Origin of the sequence: Bacillus sp. FSL L8-0099 (assembly GCF_038006385.1) — a bacterium.
Taxonomy (GTDB): Bacteria; Bacillota; Bacilli; order Bacillales; family Bacillaceae_G; genus Bacillus_A; species Bacillus_A toyonensis.
Genome location: NZ_JBBOVC010000001.1, coordinates 1,069,819 through 1,085,229 on the forward strand (window position 1 = coordinate 1,069,819; position 15,411 = coordinate 1,085,229).

At 37.8% G+C, this 15,411-nt stretch carries 11 protein-coding genes; 8 read left to right on the plus strand and 3 right to left on the minus strand.

The features are described 5' to 3' along the window. The first annotated feature begins 4 nt into the window (after positions 1-4). Positions 5-1,594, plus strand: a complete 1,590-nt coding sequence (gene aceB / locus MHH42_RS05545; protein WP_000107648.1) for a malate synthase A — start codon at positions 5-7, stop codon at positions 1,592-1,594. Between the two features lie 21 nt (positions 1,595-1,615). Further along, entirely contained in the window at positions 1,616-2,893 is a 1,278-nt protein-coding gene (aceA, locus tag MHH42_RS05550; RefSeq protein ID WP_070172850.1) for an isocitrate lyase, read from the plus strand. Between the two features lie 37 nt (positions 2,894-2,930). Here the strand turns inward: aceA and MHH42_RS05555 are convergent, their stop codons facing one another. Beyond that, positions 2,931-3,260: a hypothetical protein gene (locus tag MHH42_RS05555; protein ID WP_000721808.1), complete on the minus strand. Its 330-nt coding sequence runs from the start codon at positions 3,258-3,260 to the stop codon at positions 2,931-2,933. A gap of 378 nt (positions 3,261-3,638) precedes the next feature. Then, positions 3,639-4,430: a phosphotransferase gene (locus MHH42_RS05560; RefSeq protein ID WP_097838073.1), complete on the minus strand. Its 792-nt coding sequence runs from the start codon at positions 4,428-4,430 to the stop codon at positions 3,639-3,641. A 373-nt stretch (positions 4,431-4,803) separates the two neighbouring features. Here MHH42_RS05560 and cspA point away from each other — a divergent pair, with 373 nt between their 5' ends. After that, positions 4,804-5,007: an RNA chaperone/antiterminator CspA gene (gene cspA, locus MHH42_RS05565; RefSeq protein ID WP_000301522.1), complete on the plus strand. Its 204-nt coding sequence runs from the start codon at positions 4,804-4,806 to the stop codon at positions 5,005-5,007. Positions 5,008-5,144: 137 nt separating this feature from the next. Here the strand turns inward: cspA and MHH42_RS05570 are convergent, their stop codons facing one another. After that, on the minus strand, positions 5,145-5,330 hold the full coding sequence (locus tag MHH42_RS05570; protein ID WP_340892986.1) for a hypothetical protein: 186 nt from the start codon (positions 5,328-5,330) through the stop codon (positions 5,145-5,147). 290 nt (positions 5,331-5,620) lie between these two features. On the opposite strand from MHH42_RS05570, the gene MHH42_RS05575 reads away from it, so the two are divergent. The 5 genes from MHH42_RS05575 (at position 5,621) to addA (ending at position 15,404) form a co-directional block, all read left to right on the plus strand. Further along, complete coding sequence (locus MHH42_RS05575; RefSeq protein ID WP_000444438.1) at positions 5,621-6,202, plus strand: competence protein ComK; 582 nt, start codon at positions 5,621-5,623, stop codon at positions 6,200-6,202. Positions 6,203-6,710: 508 nt separating this feature from the next. After that, positions 6,711-7,304, plus strand: a complete 594-nt coding sequence (locus MHH42_RS05580; RefSeq protein ID WP_000347508.1) for a TVP38/TMEM64 family protein — start codon at positions 6,711-6,713, stop codon at positions 7,302-7,304. A gap of 182 nt (positions 7,305-7,486) precedes the next feature. Beyond that, on the plus strand, positions 7,487-8,050 hold the full coding sequence (gene lepB / locus MHH42_RS05585; RefSeq protein ID WP_000751914.1) for a signal peptidase I: 564 nt from the start codon (positions 7,487-7,489) through the stop codon (positions 8,048-8,050). Between the two features lie 116 nt (positions 8,051-8,166). After that, entirely contained in the window at positions 8,167-11,682 is a 3,516-nt protein-coding gene (gene addB / locus MHH42_RS05590; protein ID WP_097895927.1) for a helicase-exonuclease AddAB subunit AddB, read from the plus strand. Then, positions 11,679-15,404: a helicase-exonuclease AddAB subunit AddA gene (gene addA / locus MHH42_RS05595; protein WP_097895930.1), complete on the plus strand. Its 3,726-nt coding sequence runs from the start codon at positions 11,679-11,681 to the stop codon at positions 15,402-15,404. The genes addB and addA overlap by 4 nt, the downstream gene beginning before the upstream one ends. Positions 15,405-15,411: the final 7 nt, after the last annotated feature.

Below are 15,411 nucleotides of genomic sequence, written 5' to 3' on the forward strand. Positions count from 1 at the left end.
TAATATGTCGACGCGAACTTCACGGGTTACATTGCCCGGAGAAATGTTACCAGCGTACAACGAAATATTGACACCTGAGGTGCTTAGTTTTTTAAAGGAACTACATGAAAATTTCAATGAGCGCCGCACAGAACTATTACAAAAACGTGTAGAGAAACAAAAAAGAATTGATGCAGGGGAGTTTCCGAAGTTTTTAGAAGAAACAAAGCACATACGTGAAGCGGATTGGACAATCGCCAATCTTCCGAAAGATTTAGAGGATCGCCGCGTAGAGATTACTGGACCGGTAGATAGAAAGATGGTCATTAATGCTTTAAATTCAGGAGCTCATCTTTTTATGGCGGATTTTGAAGATTCGAATTCACCAACTTGGGAAAATGCGATTGAAGGCCAAATTAACTTACGAGATGCAGTAAAGGGAACGATCTCACACAAAAATGATAAAGGAAAAGAATATAGATTAAATGATAAAACAGCTGTACTCATTGTGCGTCCAAGAGGATGGCATTTAGAGGAAAAGCATATGCAAGTTGATGGGAAAAATATGTCCGGCAGCTTAGTGGATTTTGGTCTGTATTTTTTCCATAATGCGAAGGCGCTTTTAGAAAAAGGAAGTGGCCCGTACTTTTACTTACCGAAAATGGAAAGTTATTTAGAAGCGAGATTATGGAACGATGTATTCGTATTTGCTCAAAAATACATCGGTATTCCAAACGGAACAATTAAAGCGACTGTGCTATTGGAGACGATTCACGCTTCGTTTGAAATGGATGAAATTTTGTATGAGCTAAAAGATCATTCTGCTGGCTTAAACTGCGGAAGATGGGATTACATTTTCAGCTTCTTAAAGGGTTTCCGTAATCATAATGAATTTTTACTGCCAGATAGAGCGCAAGTCACGATGACGGCGCCGTTTATGCGCGCGTATTCTTTAAAAGTAATTCAAACATGTCATCGCCGTAATGCACCAGCAATCGGAGGAATGGCAGCACAAATTCCGATTAAAAATAATCCAGAAGCGAATGAAGCGGCTTTCGAAAAGGTGCGTGCTGATAAGGAGCGTGAAGCTTTAGACGGTCATGATGGGACTTGGGTTGCCCATCCGGGACTTGTACCGGTTGCAATGGAAGTATTTAATCACATTATGAAAACGCCGAATCAAATTTTTAGGAAACGTGAAGAAATACGTGTTACAGAAAAAGATTTATTAGAAGTACCAGTGGGAACGATTACAGAAGAAGGTCTTCGCACGAATATTAGTGTAGGTATTCAATATATTGCATCTTGGTTAAGTGGACGGGGAGCAGCGCCAATTTATAACTTAATGGAAGATGCAGCAACTGCGGAAATCTCCAGAGCACAAATATGGCAATGGATTCGTCATGAAGGCGGAAAGCTAAATGATGGCCGCAATATTACGCTCGAATTAATGGAAGAATGGAAAGAAGAAGAATTAGTAAAGATAGAAAGAGAGATTGGTAAAGAAGCCTTTAAGAAAGGGAGATTCCAAGAGGCGACAACATTGTTTACAAACCTCGTTCGGAATGATGAGTTCGTACCATTTTTAACATTACCGGGTTATGAAATTTTATAAAGTGAAAAGGGGATGGAATAAATGAAAAACGAAAGAATCGATAAATTACAAGAGAACTGGGAATTAGATACGAGATGGAAAGGAATAACACGTCCGTATTCAGCTGAAGATGTAATTCGTTTGCGCGGTTCGATTGATATTGAACATACACTAGCACGCCGCGGGGCTGAGAAGCTTTGGACATCGCTTCATACGGAAGATTATATTAACGCACTTGGTGCATTAACAGGAAACCAAGCGATGCAACAAGTGAAAGCGGGATTAAAAGCAATTTACTTAAGTGGTTGGCAAGTAGCGGCTGATGCAAACCTTTCTGGACATATGTATCCAGACCAAAGCTTATATCCAGCGAACAGCGTACCAGCTGTAGTAAAACGAATTAATCAAACACTTCAACGTGCGGATCAAATTCAGCATATGGAAGGAAGCGATGATACAGATTATTTCGTACCGATTGTAGCAGATGCAGAGGCTGGATTTGGCGGACAATTAAACGTATTCGAGCTTATGAAAGGTATGATTGAAGCGGGTGCATCAGGTGTACACTTTGAAGATCAATTATCTTCAGAGAAAAAATGCGGACATTTAGGTGGAAAAGTATTACTGCCGACACAAACAGCGGTACGTAATTTAATTTCCGCACGCCTTGCTGCGGACGTAATGGGAGTACCGACAATTATCGTTGCAAGAACAGATGCAGATGCAGCCGATTTAATTACGAGTGATATCGATCCGGTTGATAAAGCGTTTATTACAGGAGAAAGAACACCAGAAGGATTTTATCGTACGAAAGCAGGACTGGATCAAGCAATTGCACGTGGTTTAGCGTATGCACCGTATGCAGACCTCGTTTGGTGTGAAACGTCTGAACCAAATTTAGAAGATGCAAAACGATTTGCAGACGCAATCCATAAAAAATATCCAGGGAAATTACTCGCTTATAACTGTTCACCGTCATTTAACTGGAAACAAAAATTAGATGAAAAAACGATTGCGAGCTTCCAAAAAGAAATCGCATCTTACGGTTACAAGTTCCAGTTCGTAACACTTGCTGGATTCCACTCATTAAACTACGGCATGTTTGAATTAGCGCGTGGCTATAAAGAGCGTGGCATGGCAGCATATTCTGAATTACAACAAGCGGAATTCGCAGCAGAGAAACACGGTTACTCTGCAACTCGTCATCAACGCGAAGTAGGAACAGGTTATTTTGATGAAGTAGCACAAGTCATTACAGGCGGTACTTCATCAACGACAGCGTTAAAAGGTTCTACAGAAGAAGCTCAGTTTACGAAATAAAAGGAAGGTGATCACAATTAAGTGATCACCTTTTTTATTACTCTTTATATAAACTGATAACATCTTCTCCCGTTAAATATATTACGGTTACTTTTTTATTATCCTTCTCATAAACTTTCATTCCACCCTCTGCAAAAGTCTTATCCCATCCCTTTAATTTTATATGTATTTGATACCATATAGATAAACCTGATTCAAAACAATCGCCTTTATATACATACTCACCTATCTCCTCAGTAGTATGAATTAATTTAGCTTCATAAGGTATAGGGAATCCTTTAATTTCAGAATCAATAGTCTTATTAAAAACTAGAAGGTATGTTAACGTAATAATAGTAGCCAATAACAAAAATAAAATCTTTTTCATGTATGTAAATCCCCCATGGCAAACGGCCTTGTAATTTTATCCCGCTATTTGCGGCAGTAAGACTCCCGCCTCAAAAGTTGGCTGGAGCAAAGAAGTTACGTGGGAGATGCACAAAACCCCACTGATTAAAGTTTCCCTTTAACTAGTTGTATTATAATATAATATTTTTATAATGTGATTTTAATTATTATAAAATTTTTGTGAAACGAAAAAATGGGCTGAATTCTCTTACATAACTATAGAAAGCTAAAATTTCGTTAGGGGGTATCTCGAGATTTTAGCTTGATAGTTCCGGTAGGAAAAGAAACGATATGAACGATTATTCGGATATATGTAACATAACTTAAAATATATTTACTAACAAAAATAGAAATAATATTAGATCCATTCTTTCCCATGCTTACGAATAAACGTCATATCTTTTTCATAATGATCTAGATGTCCTTCATCAATCATTCTTTGGAAATTTCCGTCTCCTTCTTGTGCTTTTCTTTTCACATATGTACATAACCCTTCTAAACGTAGTAACACCATTTCGAAGTAATTTTCGTCCATATCTTTATCGTAGGACTGAGCAAACAACTTTACTCTTTCTTTAATACGACCTGCATGTTGCGATGAGTGGTAATGAATTGCCTCACCTGATTCCGTATAATGCACTCGACTTAAAGGTACACAAGTATAAAGCGTATAAGCGATATCCCACATTCTTGGACCAGGAGCAGCGACGTCAAAATCAATAATACCGACTGGCTTTTCATTATTGAAAATAATGTTATATATAGCAAAATCATTGTGGCATAAAACCTCAATGTTATGTGGGGTATGATCCATCGGTTTCCAATCCGCTAATAACGGAAAGTCACTTACAGCATCATGGTACAGACGGAGCATCTTTGCGATTTCTTTCAGCACATCATTAGACCACATGAATTCTTTTAAAGGATAATTGCCTGCGTCGCCTTCTATAAATGATAAAATCTCTCTATCTTTTTCATCTATGCCCAAAAACTTTGGGGCATAATGAAACCCTTTGTTTTCTAGATGACGTAATAGCTTATGAATATTTGTACTGTCTGGCTTTAATTCCCGCCGAACAGTATTTTCAGAACGATATACGTTTGAGACGTTTCCCCCTGTTAACTTTTCTTCGTTAGTGTAGTTTGACATCTAATAAATCCCCTCCAGTAAACACTATATGATTATATTTTAACAGTTCGGAAAAAGAAATGTAATCGTATTCAAATGTTGTGTTTGTTTATTTAATATTGAAATTTGCACATGTTAATATAATATATTTGTGAGCGTATACTCAACTTGATTTGTCAGTTATTTTCAAAAAAGATTGTACATTTTATTTTAAGTATGCTATGATGATGTCAGTTGAATAGTTAAATTAAGCAATCCATATATTATCAAGTGCCGAAAACGAACGAGAAAAAGTATGTGAGAACTAGTTTATGTTTCGTGTTTGATAATGTGTGGATTCTTTTTTTATACAGGAAGACTAAAATAATTTGTATTTTCTTAGGAGGAAATAATCATGGCAGTAACAGGACAAGTAAAATGGTTTAACAACGAAAAAGGCTTCGGTTTCATCGAAGTTCCAGGCGAAAACGATGTATTCGTACATTTCTCTGCAATCGAAACTGAAGGTTTCAAATCTTTAGAAGAAGGTCAAAAAGTTAGCTTCGAAATCGAAGAAGGCAACCGTGGACCTCAAGCTAAAAACGTAATCAAACTATAATTTTATAGTTGATGATGGAAAAAAGGATGGCTCATGCCATCCTTTTTTTGTTGTTGAGATATATGTAAATGAAGTTGTACTCGACGTTTATAGAGGTAATGAAGAAGAGTAAAAGGCTTTCCAAAAAGGAAGGCCTTTTACTCTTCTTTTCCTGCTTTTTTCTTCTCGCGTTTTTTACATTCAGGACATTTCGATTTACGAAATGGTTTAGCGAAGAATAGCAGAATGAAAAATAAACCGAATATAATACTAGCTGAGTTTTTCACGATAATGACGCTACTATTTTTCATTTGAATCGATGGTTGGAGCTCTTTTTCTTCCATAAGGGCCCTCCATATATTGGATTTATATTTTAATTATAGCAAAGTTAATTGTTGTAATGATGTAAAAAGAGGAAGGGATAATAAATATTTATAGGTAGTATAAATGCTGTTTTTATGGTTATAAAACTATTTAATTTATATATCGTGATTTTATTGTTTGACAAATGTTTGATAAATGATAAAAAATTGTAAAAAAGCGGAACCTGTTACCTATTTCCTTTTCATAGGTGCTAAAATTATATATGCAGCTGCTAATATAAATAGAAAATGAAAAAAGGAGATAATAGGATATGGAAAGCAAAGTAGAACGCTATGTCGAAAATTATGTTGTAACTAAAAATACAATGGCCTTACTTCCTGTTATTCTAAGTGAAAAGAAAATTGTTACGCGAGTTGTTGAAATGGAAGATTCTTTTTTCGTATTTCAAAAGCCTCTAGATATTATAGAGAGAAGTTGTCGTAAGCATGGATCTAGTTTTTTGGGCAGAAAAGAAGGAACGAAAGAGTTAACGCACATTACACATAAAGCACCGATTGCAATCAGTCCGACAGATCAACTTTATTTTTTCCCTACTTATTCTTATTCTAGAAAAGAGTGCGCGTGGCTGTCGCATTTTTATATCGAAAGTAATCGAGAATTAAAAGATGGAAATCTTATGATTCGATTTATAAATGGCCTTGCTGTGAAATTAGAAATATCAAAAAGTAGTTTTGAAAATCAACAAAATCGTACAGCGAAACTGCGTACAGAATATGAAGATCGAAAGAAGAAACAAGGAAATCCTTGTTTTAAAGAAATTGATAAAAGAGATGAATCAACATTAAGACCAGCTTATGAGAAAGTGTATTTTGTTAGGGAAGAAGATGTGTGAGAGGAAAAGGATGAGGAGACTCATCCTTTTTTTATTTCATTATATATACAGTTTACGCTGTAAGATTCATAAATAAACCGAGTGAGATGTACAAATATATTGTTCTTTAATGGAACAATATAATGGTAATTTCCTTATATATATTTAATGTAGTGTGAATATATATCATTTTATATTTGTGGCATACATGATACTTCTTTCTATATAGGTAGAAATACCCTTACGTGCAGTAAGGGTATTTTTTTGAAAAAGACGAATTATTCCTTTCTGTAGTTTCTGCTTTTTCATCAAACGTAACCGTTAAGTTACAATTTGTGTATAGTGTCTAAATTATCTTCATATCCTGTCGAATATTGAAAGATTATCATAGCTAAATAATGAAGGAATTCTAATGAAGGACATGGAAACTTAATAATTACATCTCCATATGTCGTATCTACCATTTCCTCTTTCAGAAAAGCAATGATACAGTAGAGGTAGTAATTAGAGTAAAGGGGTAAAGTGTAGAATGGATTTTCAGTCAATCAAAGAGTATTTTTCACCAGAAAATATGGATCATATTGTTGAAAGTTATAAGGCGTTCGGACCGCTTCTTGGCATCGGTTTGCCGATGATAGAGGCGCTTATTCCAGCATTACCACTTATTGTGTTTGTACTAGCGAATGCTGTTGCATTTGGATTTTGGCTGGGTTTCCTTTATTCATGGCTTGGATCAGTAATCGGTGCTATGCTTGTTTTTTTCATTATCCGCCATTTTGGACGAAGCCGTTTCTTTTCTTTTGTAAATAAGCATGAGAAAGTGCGCAAGGCAATGGGGTGGATTGAAAGGAAAGGATTCGCGCCAGTGTTTGTTATATTTTGTTTTCCGTTTACACCGTCTGCGCTTATAAACGTTGTAGCTGGTTTATCTCGCATTAGCGTAAAACAGTTCGGACTTGCGCTCGCATTCGGGAAGCTTGTGATGATTTTTATTTTAACGTACATCGGTCATGATTTAATGTCGTTTATTCATAAGCCGGTGAAATCAGTTATTGTAGCGATTGTTATTTTTATTTTATGGTATGTCGGTAAAAGAATTGAAGTAAAGTTAGAACTACATTAAGAATAGTCTTCTTTGTCCCACTATTTGAGGGCAGTGAAACTCCCTCCAAAAAATTCGGCTGAAGCAGAGAAGTTAGGTGGGGATCAAACTGCCCGATCGGTGCGGGATGAACAAAACCCCCACCGATTAAGTTTCACTTTATAAATGCAAGCTTCATTATTAAAGGGTAAGGGGAGAAGCGGATGAAGAAAACTTTGAAAAAAGAAGGCCTAGAGTGGATACGAACAATTTTAATTGGTGTACTATTAGCTGTATTTTTTCGAACGTTTTTCTTTTCAACGTACGTTGTAGAGGGGAAGTCAATGATGCCGACATTGCAGGATGGCAATATGCTCGTTGTAAATAAGGTGAGTTATCAAGTGGGGGACTTGAACAGGTTCGATGTCGTCGTTTTTCATGCGAATAAAAAAGAAGACTATGTAAAGCGAATTATCGGTTTACCTGGAGACCATATTGAATATAAGCATGATAAGTTGTATATAAACGGTCAATTTATTGATGAGCCTTATTTAGAGAAGTACAAGAAAGAGATAAATGGAAGGCAACTAACAGGTGATTTTACATTAGAAGAGTTAACGAAAGAAAAGGTGGTGCCAGCTGGTCATATTTTTGTAATAGGCGATAACCGCCTTGGGAGCTGGGATAGTAGACACTTTGGCTTTGTGAAGGCTGATACAGTTGTCGGTAAAGTCGATTTAAGATATTGGCCAATTCAAGAGGTGCAAACGAATTTTTCAAAAGGTTGATATAATGAAGTAGAAGTATAGAAAAGACAAACAACTCCGTTTGTCTTTTTTCGTGTACTATAATACAATTATAGTAGCAAACTAACGTTCGTTGTGTAAGTGAAAGGTGGGGTTACATGTCACTTCGATTGGTGATTGGTAGAGCGGGAAGTGGAAAGAGTACACTTTGTTTACGAGAAGTGCAAGAAGAGTTAAAACAGCGCCCGAGAGGCAAAACAATATTATATCTTGTGCCAGAACAGATGACATTCCAGACGCAGCAGGCGTTAATTGAAAGTGAGGATGTAAGAGGTTCTATTCGGGCACAAGTTTTTAGTTTTTCACGATTAGCTTGGAAGGTGTTGCAAGAAGTTGGCGGAGCGAGTCGTCTTCATATTGATGAAGCGGGTGTGCATATGTTACTTCGTAAAATTGTAGAATCTCGTAAAGATGGATTATCGGTGTTCCAAAAAGCAGCGGAGCAAAACGGTTTCTTTGAGCATCTTGGCAGTATGATTGCGGAGTTTAAACGTTACAATGTGACGCCATCTAACGTATATGAAATGTGGCAACAATTAGATGCGCATAGTAGCAGTGCTGAGCAAAAGTTATTAGCGAATAAAGTATATGATTTACAGCTATTATATGATGATTTTGAACGTGCTTTAATCGGGAAATATTTAGATTCAGAAGACTATTTACAATTGCTAGTGGAAAAGCTTCCGCAGTCTGAGTATGTAAATGGTGCTGAAATTTATATAGATGGGTTTCATTCATTTTCTCCGCAAGAACTTGAAATTGTAAGACAGCTCATGATTTGTGGAGCGAGAGTCACAATTACGTTAACGATAGATGAAAAAACATTAGCGCAGCCAGTGAATGAACTGGATTTATTTTATGAAACGACGTTAACATATGAAAAAATAAAACAAGTAGCGCGTGAAGAGAAAATAGAAATTGAAAAAACAATTCCACTTATGGAACAACCGCGTTTTCATTCTCCGGCATTAGCTCATTTAGAAACGCATTATGAAGCGCGTCCGAATGAAAAGTATTATGATGAAGCAAGTGTAACAATTAGTACAGCGGCGAATTTACGAGCTGAAGTAGAAGGGGTTGCTCGTGAAATTCGTAGACTTGTCGCGGATGAAACGTATCGTTATCGAGATATTGCAGTACTTCTTCGTAACGGGGAAAGTTATTACGATGTGATGCGAACGTTATTTACAGATTATAATATTCCACACTTCATCGATGAAAAACGCCCGATGTCACATCATCCATTAGTAGAGTGTATTCGTTCTGCCTTAGAAATTATTAGCGGAAATTGGCGTTATGACGCGGTGTTTCGCTGCGTGAAAACAGAGCTTTTATATCCATTAGACGTAAGGAAAGAAATGATGCGTGAAGAGATGGATGAGTTCGAAAACTACTGTTTAGCGTACGGTGTACAAGGGAAGAGATGGACTTCTGAGGATCCGTGGATGTATCGCCGTTACCGTTCACTTGACGATACAAACGGAATGATAACAGATATTGAACGTGAAATGGAAGAGAAAATAAACAGGCTGCGTGATGTTGTAAGAACGCCAGTTATTCGCATGCAAAAAAGGTTAAAGCGTGCGGGAACAGTGATGCAAATGTGCGAAGCGGTTTACTTATTTTTAGAAGAACTTGACGTTCCAAAGAAGTTAGAAGAATTACGTATACGTGCAGAAGAGAGCGGAGATTTCTTATTTGCAACAGACCATGAACAAGTATGGGAAGAAGTAATGAGCCTTCTTGATACGTTTGTAGAAATGCTTGGTGAGGAGAAGATGTCACTATCAATGTTCACGGACGTTATGTCGACAGGACTTGAGGCACTTCAATTCGCTAACATTCCGCCATCATTAGATCAAGTATTAGTTGCCAATATTGATCACTCCAGGTTATCAGATGTGAAAGCAACGTTTATTATCGGCGTAAATGAAGGAGTTATTCCAGCAGCACCGATGGATGAAGGGATGCTTTCTGATGAGGAAAGAGAAGTTCTTGGTGCGGCAGGAATTGAACTCGCGCCAACGACGAGACAAACTTTATTAGAAGAGCAGTTCGTTATGTATCAGATGGTAACGAGAGCGTCTGAGAAATTATATATTTCATGCCCACTTGCAGATGAAGAAGGAAAGACATTACTTGCATCTAGCTTTATTAAGAAAATAAAAAGAATGTTCCCTAATGTGAAAGACTCGTTTATTACGAATGACGTAAACGACTTATCGCGTTCGGAACAAATTTCATACGTAGCAACGCCAGAAGTGACGTTATCTTATGTCATGCAGCAACTACAAACGTGGAAGCGATACGGATTTGAAGGGAATCTAGATTTTTGGTGGGACGTCTATAACTTCTACGTCACTTCGGATGAATGGAAACAAAAAAGTAGTCGCGTGTTATCGAGTTTATTCTATCGAAATCGTGCGCAGAAACTAAGTACGGTAGTAAGTAGAGATTTATACGGAGATAAAATAAAAGGAAGCGTTTCTCGTATGGAACTCTTCAACCGTTGTGCGTACGCTCATTTCGCGCAGCACGGTTTATCGTTAAGAGAGCGTGATGTTTTTAAACTAGATGCACCAGATATCGGTGAACTATTCCATGCAGCACTGAAGAGAATTGCAGACAGGCTATTACGCGAAAACCGCACTTGGGCGGATTTATCAATAAAAGAGTGTGAGCATCTTTCTGTTTTAGTAATAGAAGAAATCGCACCGTTATTACAAAGACAAATTTTATTAAGCTCAAATCGTCATTTCTATTTAAAACAAAAACTACAACAAATCATTTTCCGTACGTCAATCATTCTTCGTGAACACGCGAAGTCGAGCGGTTTCGTACCAGTTGATTTAGAGGTGCCATTCGGTATGGGCGGTACGGGATCGCTTCCGCCGATGGAATTCTCATTACCAAATGGTGTGAAGATGGAAGTTATCGGCCGTATTGACCGTGTGGATAAGGCTGAAGATGAAAACGGAACATTCCTTCGTATTATTGATTATAAATCAAGTTCAAAAGCGTTAGACTTAACGGAAGTGTATTACGGATTGGCACTTCAAATGTTAACGTATTTAGATGTCGTTACTACAAATGCACAAACGTGGATGAAAAAAGGCCACGCAGCATCACCTGCTGGTGTACTGTACTTTCATATTCATAATCCGATTGTTGAAATGAAAGGTGACGCATCTGAAGCTGAAATTGAAAAAGAAATTTTAAAGAAATTTAAAATGAAAGGCCTCGTACTAGGAGATGCTGACGTTGTTCGTTTAATGGATAACAAACTTTCAACAGGAAGTTCAGATATTATTTCTGCTGGTCTGAAAAAAGACGGTAGTTTTAGTGCGCGTTCTAGCATTGCAAGTGAGCAAGAGTTTAACGTACTGCAAAAATATGTACACCATACGTTTGAAAATATCGGAAAAGACATTACAGAAGGTGTTATTGATATTGCTCCTTACAAAAAGGGGAATAAAGCGGCATGTACGTTCTGTAACTTCAAATCTGTCTGTCAGTTTGATGAATCACTTGAAGATAATCAATTCCGTACGTTAAAAGATATGAAAGATAGTGAAGCGATGGAGAAAATTAGAGAGGAGGTTGACGGAGAATGATAGAGAATTGGCCTAAAAAACCAGAAGGTAGTCAATGGACAGATGACCAGTGGAAAGCCGTTGTAGCGAATGGACGTGACATTTTAGTCGCAGCAGCAGCTGGATCGGGAAAAACAGCAGTATTAGTTGAACGTATGATTAAAAAGATTATTAATGAGGAAAATCCAGTCGATGTCGATCGCCTGCTCGTTGTAACATTTACGAATGCAGCGGCGCAAGAGATGAAAAATCGAATTGGAGAAGCGTTAGAAAAAGTACTAATTGATGAGCCAGGATCTCAACATGTAAGAAAACAGCTGAGCCTATTAAATAAAGCATCTATTTCAACGATCCATTCATTTTGTTTACAAGTAATTAGAGGGTATTACTACATGCTGGATGTTGATCCTCGTTTTCGTATTGCAAATCAAACAGAAAATGAGTTGTTAAAAGAAGAAGTGCTAGATGACATATTAGAAGAAGAGTATGGAATCGAAGATAATAGTATTTTCTTTGAATTAGTTGATCGCTATACGAGTGACCGTAGTGATGATGACTTACAAAGAATGATTTTAGCGCTTCATACAGAATCAAGAGCGCATCCAAATCCGGAAAAATGGCTCGATAAATTAGTAGAAGCATACGACGTGGAAGGAAAGACAATTGAAGATTTAGTGTATGCTTCTTACCTATTAGAAGATGTGAGATTCCAGCTTGAAACAGCGGAACAACATATTCGTAAAGCAACCGAACTCGCAATGCTTCCTGACGGCCCGGCGCCTCGCGTTGAAACCCTGCAAGCGGATGCAGCTTTACTTGGAATGTTATCATCAGCAGCTCGTGAATCGTGGACAAGCGTGTATGAAGCGATGCAAAACGTATCGTGGCAAACGTTAAAGCGTATTAAGAAAAGTGATTACAACGAGGATGTTGTAAAACAAGTAGACTCTCTTCGTAATAAAGCGAAAGATGAAGTGAAGAAATTACAAGAAGAGTTATTTAGCCGCAAACCTGAAAGTTTCTTACGAGATTTTCAAGATATGCATCCTGTATTAGAAAAACTCGTGAAGCTCGTAAAAGTCTTTACAGAGCGTTTCCAAGCGATGAAGCGAGATAAAGGAATGGTTGATTTCACAGATTTAGAGCATTTCTGTTTGCAAATTTTAAGTGAACAAAGTGAAAATGATGAAGTGAAGCCATCAGCAGTAGCGCTTCAATATCGTAATAAATTTGCAGAAGTACTAGTCGATGAATATCAAGATACGAACTTCGTACAGGAATCCATTATTAAATTCGTAACGAAAGATTCTGAGAGTGAAGGGAACTTGTTCATGGTTGGTGACGTAAAACAGTCAATCTACCGTTTCCGACTAGCAGAACCAGGCTTATTCTTAGGAAAGTATAAACGCTTCACGCAAGAAGGATCGGGCGGCGGAATGAAGATTGATTTAGCGAAAAACTTCCGTAGTCGTCATGAAGTACTAGCAGGTACGAACTTTATTTTCAAACAAATTATGGGCGAAGAAGTTGGGGAAATCGATTACGATGCTGACGCTGAATTAAAGCTAGGTGCTAGCTATCCAATAGGTGAAGATGTAGCGGCTGAATTATTATGCATTCAGCAAACGGAAGAAGAAGTACTAGAGGGTGAAGAAGGTACGGAAGTCGAAAAGGCGCAACTGGAAGCTCGTCTTATGGCGCAGCGCATTAAAGCGATGGTCGATTCAGGTTATGAAGTGTATGACCGAAAAACGGATAGTATGCGACCAGTGCAATATCGTGATTTCGTTATTTTACTTCGCTCTATGCCGTGGGCACCGCAAATTATGGAAGAGTTAAAACTACAAGGAATTCCAGTATATGCAGACCTTGCGACTGGTTACTTTGAAGCGACAGAAGTAAATATTATGATGAACGTATTCCGCGTTATTGATAATCCGATGCAAGATATTCCACTTGCAGCAGTACTTCGTTCACCGATCGTTGGATTAAATGATGAAGAACTTGCGACGCTTCGTGCTCACGGAAAGAAAGGGTCATTTTATGAAGTAATGAGCTCATTCTTAAAAGGTGCACCGCTTGAAGAAGAACAAGAACTTCATGAAAAACTAGAATGGTTTTATAACTTACTACAAGGATGGCGTGAATTCGCGCGCCAACAATCACTTTCTGATTTAATTTGGAAAGTGTACGGTGAGACAGGGTATTATGACTTTGTCGGCGGTTTACCAGCTGGAAAGCAAAGGCAGGCAAACTTGCGTGTATTATATGACCGCGCAAGGCAATATGAAGCAACATCATTTAGAGGATTATTCCGCTTCTTACGTTTTATTGAACGTATTTTAGAACGCGGTGACGATATGGGGACGGCGAGAGCTCTTGGTGAACAAGAAGATGTTGTTCGCATTATGACGATTCATAAAAGTAAGGGACTTGAGTTCCCGGTCGTATTTGTAGCTGGACTCGGTCGTCGTTTTAATACACAAGATTTAATGAAACGTTTCTTACTGCATAAAGACTTCGGTTTCGGTTCACAGTTCATTGATCCGCGTAAACGAATTAAATATACGACATTATCGCAACTTGCAATTAAACGTAAAATGAAAATGGAATTAATTGCGGAAGAAATGCGCGTATTATACGTAGCTTTAACGCGTGCAAAAGAGAAGTTAATTTTAATCGGAACAGTTAAGGATGCAAATAAGGAAATGGAAAAATGGCTCGATGCGAGGGAACATAGTGAATGGTTATTACCAGATCACATACGTGCTGGAGCGTCTTGCTATTTAGACTGGATTGCACCTTCATTATATAGACATCGTGATAGTGAAATACTTCTTGAATTAGGACAAGGAAGTATTCCAGATGAAATTTACGGGTATGACACTAGCTGGAAAGTAGAAGTTGTGGACGGTAACACGCTACTTGCACCAGAGCCAGTTCAAGAAGAGAAACAAGAGTTGTTAGAAGCACTTCGTGAGAAAAAGGCTGTGCCATTACAAAGTGAACGAAAAGAAGAAGTGTACGATAGGTTAATGTGGAAGTACGGGTATGAGGAAGCAACCTCTCATCGTGCGAAGCAATCCGTTACAGAAATAAAGAGAAATTATCAGTCTGAAGAAGGCAGCGATAACGCCTTTATTAAAAAACTACGTGCACCAATTAAAACACGTCCGCGCTTTATGGAGAAAAAAGGATTAACGTACGCAGAGCGTGGGACGGCAGTCCATACCGTTATGCAACATGTAGATTTGAAGAAGCCGATTACGGTTGAAGTTCTTCAAGAACAAATTGCTGGAATGGTAAATAAGGAATTGTTAACATTCGAGCAGGCGGAAGAAATAGCGATTGAAAAAGTAATTTCATTCTTTGACAGTGACCTAGGTAAAAGGGTATTAGCGGCGAAAAGTGTTGAGCGTGAAGTTCCATTTACGATGATGCTATCAGTAGAAGAAGCATATCAAGATTGGCAAGGGAATAGCGGGGAATCGATTCTTGTCCAAGGGGTTATCGACTGCATGATTGAAGAAGAAGATGGTATTACGCTAATCGATTTCAAAACAGATACGATTGAAGGTAAATTCCCAGGCGGATTTGAACAAGCAAAACCAATTTTAGAAGATCGCTATAAAGTGCAGCTTTCGTTATATGCAAAAGCACTCGAGAAAAGCTTACAACATCCTGTGAAAGAGAAATGTTTATACTTCTTTGATGGGAATCATGTTGTGAATATTGAGGAATAGACAACAG

Coding starts and splice junctions, on each gene's coding strand:
- aceB (WP_000107648.1), top strand. CDS start 5: ATGTCGACGCGAACTTCACGGGTTACATTGCCCGGAGAAATGTTACCA.
- aceA (WP_070172850.1), top strand. CDS start 1,616: ATGAAAAACGAAAGAATCGATAAATTACAAGAGAACTGGGAATTAGAT.
- MHH42_RS05555 (WP_000721808.1), bottom strand. CDS start 3,260: ATGAAAAAGATTTTATTTTTGTTATTGGCTACTATTATTACGTTAACA.
- MHH42_RS05560 (WP_097838073.1), bottom strand. CDS start 4,430: ATGTCAAACTACACTAACGAAGAAAAGTTAACAGGGGGAAACGTCTCA.
- cspA (WP_000301522.1), top strand. CDS start 4,804: ATGGCAGTAACAGGACAAGTAAAATGGTTTAACAACGAAAAAGGCTTC.
- MHH42_RS05570 (WP_340892986.1), bottom strand. CDS start 5,330: ATGGAAGAAAAAGAGCTCCAACCATCGATTCAAATGAAAAATAGTAGC.
- MHH42_RS05575 (WP_000444438.1), top strand. CDS start 5,621: ATGGAAAGCAAAGTAGAACGCTATGTCGAAAATTATGTTGTAACTAAA.
- MHH42_RS05580 (WP_000347508.1), top strand. CDS start 6,711: ATGGATTTTCAGTCAATCAAAGAGTATTTTTCACCAGAAAATATGGAT.
- lepB (WP_000751914.1), top strand. CDS start 7,487: ATGAAGAAAACTTTGAAAAAAGAAGGCCTAGAGTGGATACGAACAATT.
- addB (WP_097895927.1), top strand. CDS start 8,167: ATGTCACTTCGATTGGTGATTGGTAGAGCGGGAAGTGGAAAGAGTACA.
- addA (WP_097895930.1), top strand. CDS start 11,679: ATGATAGAGAATTGGCCTAAAAAACCAGAAGGTAGTCAATGGACAGAT.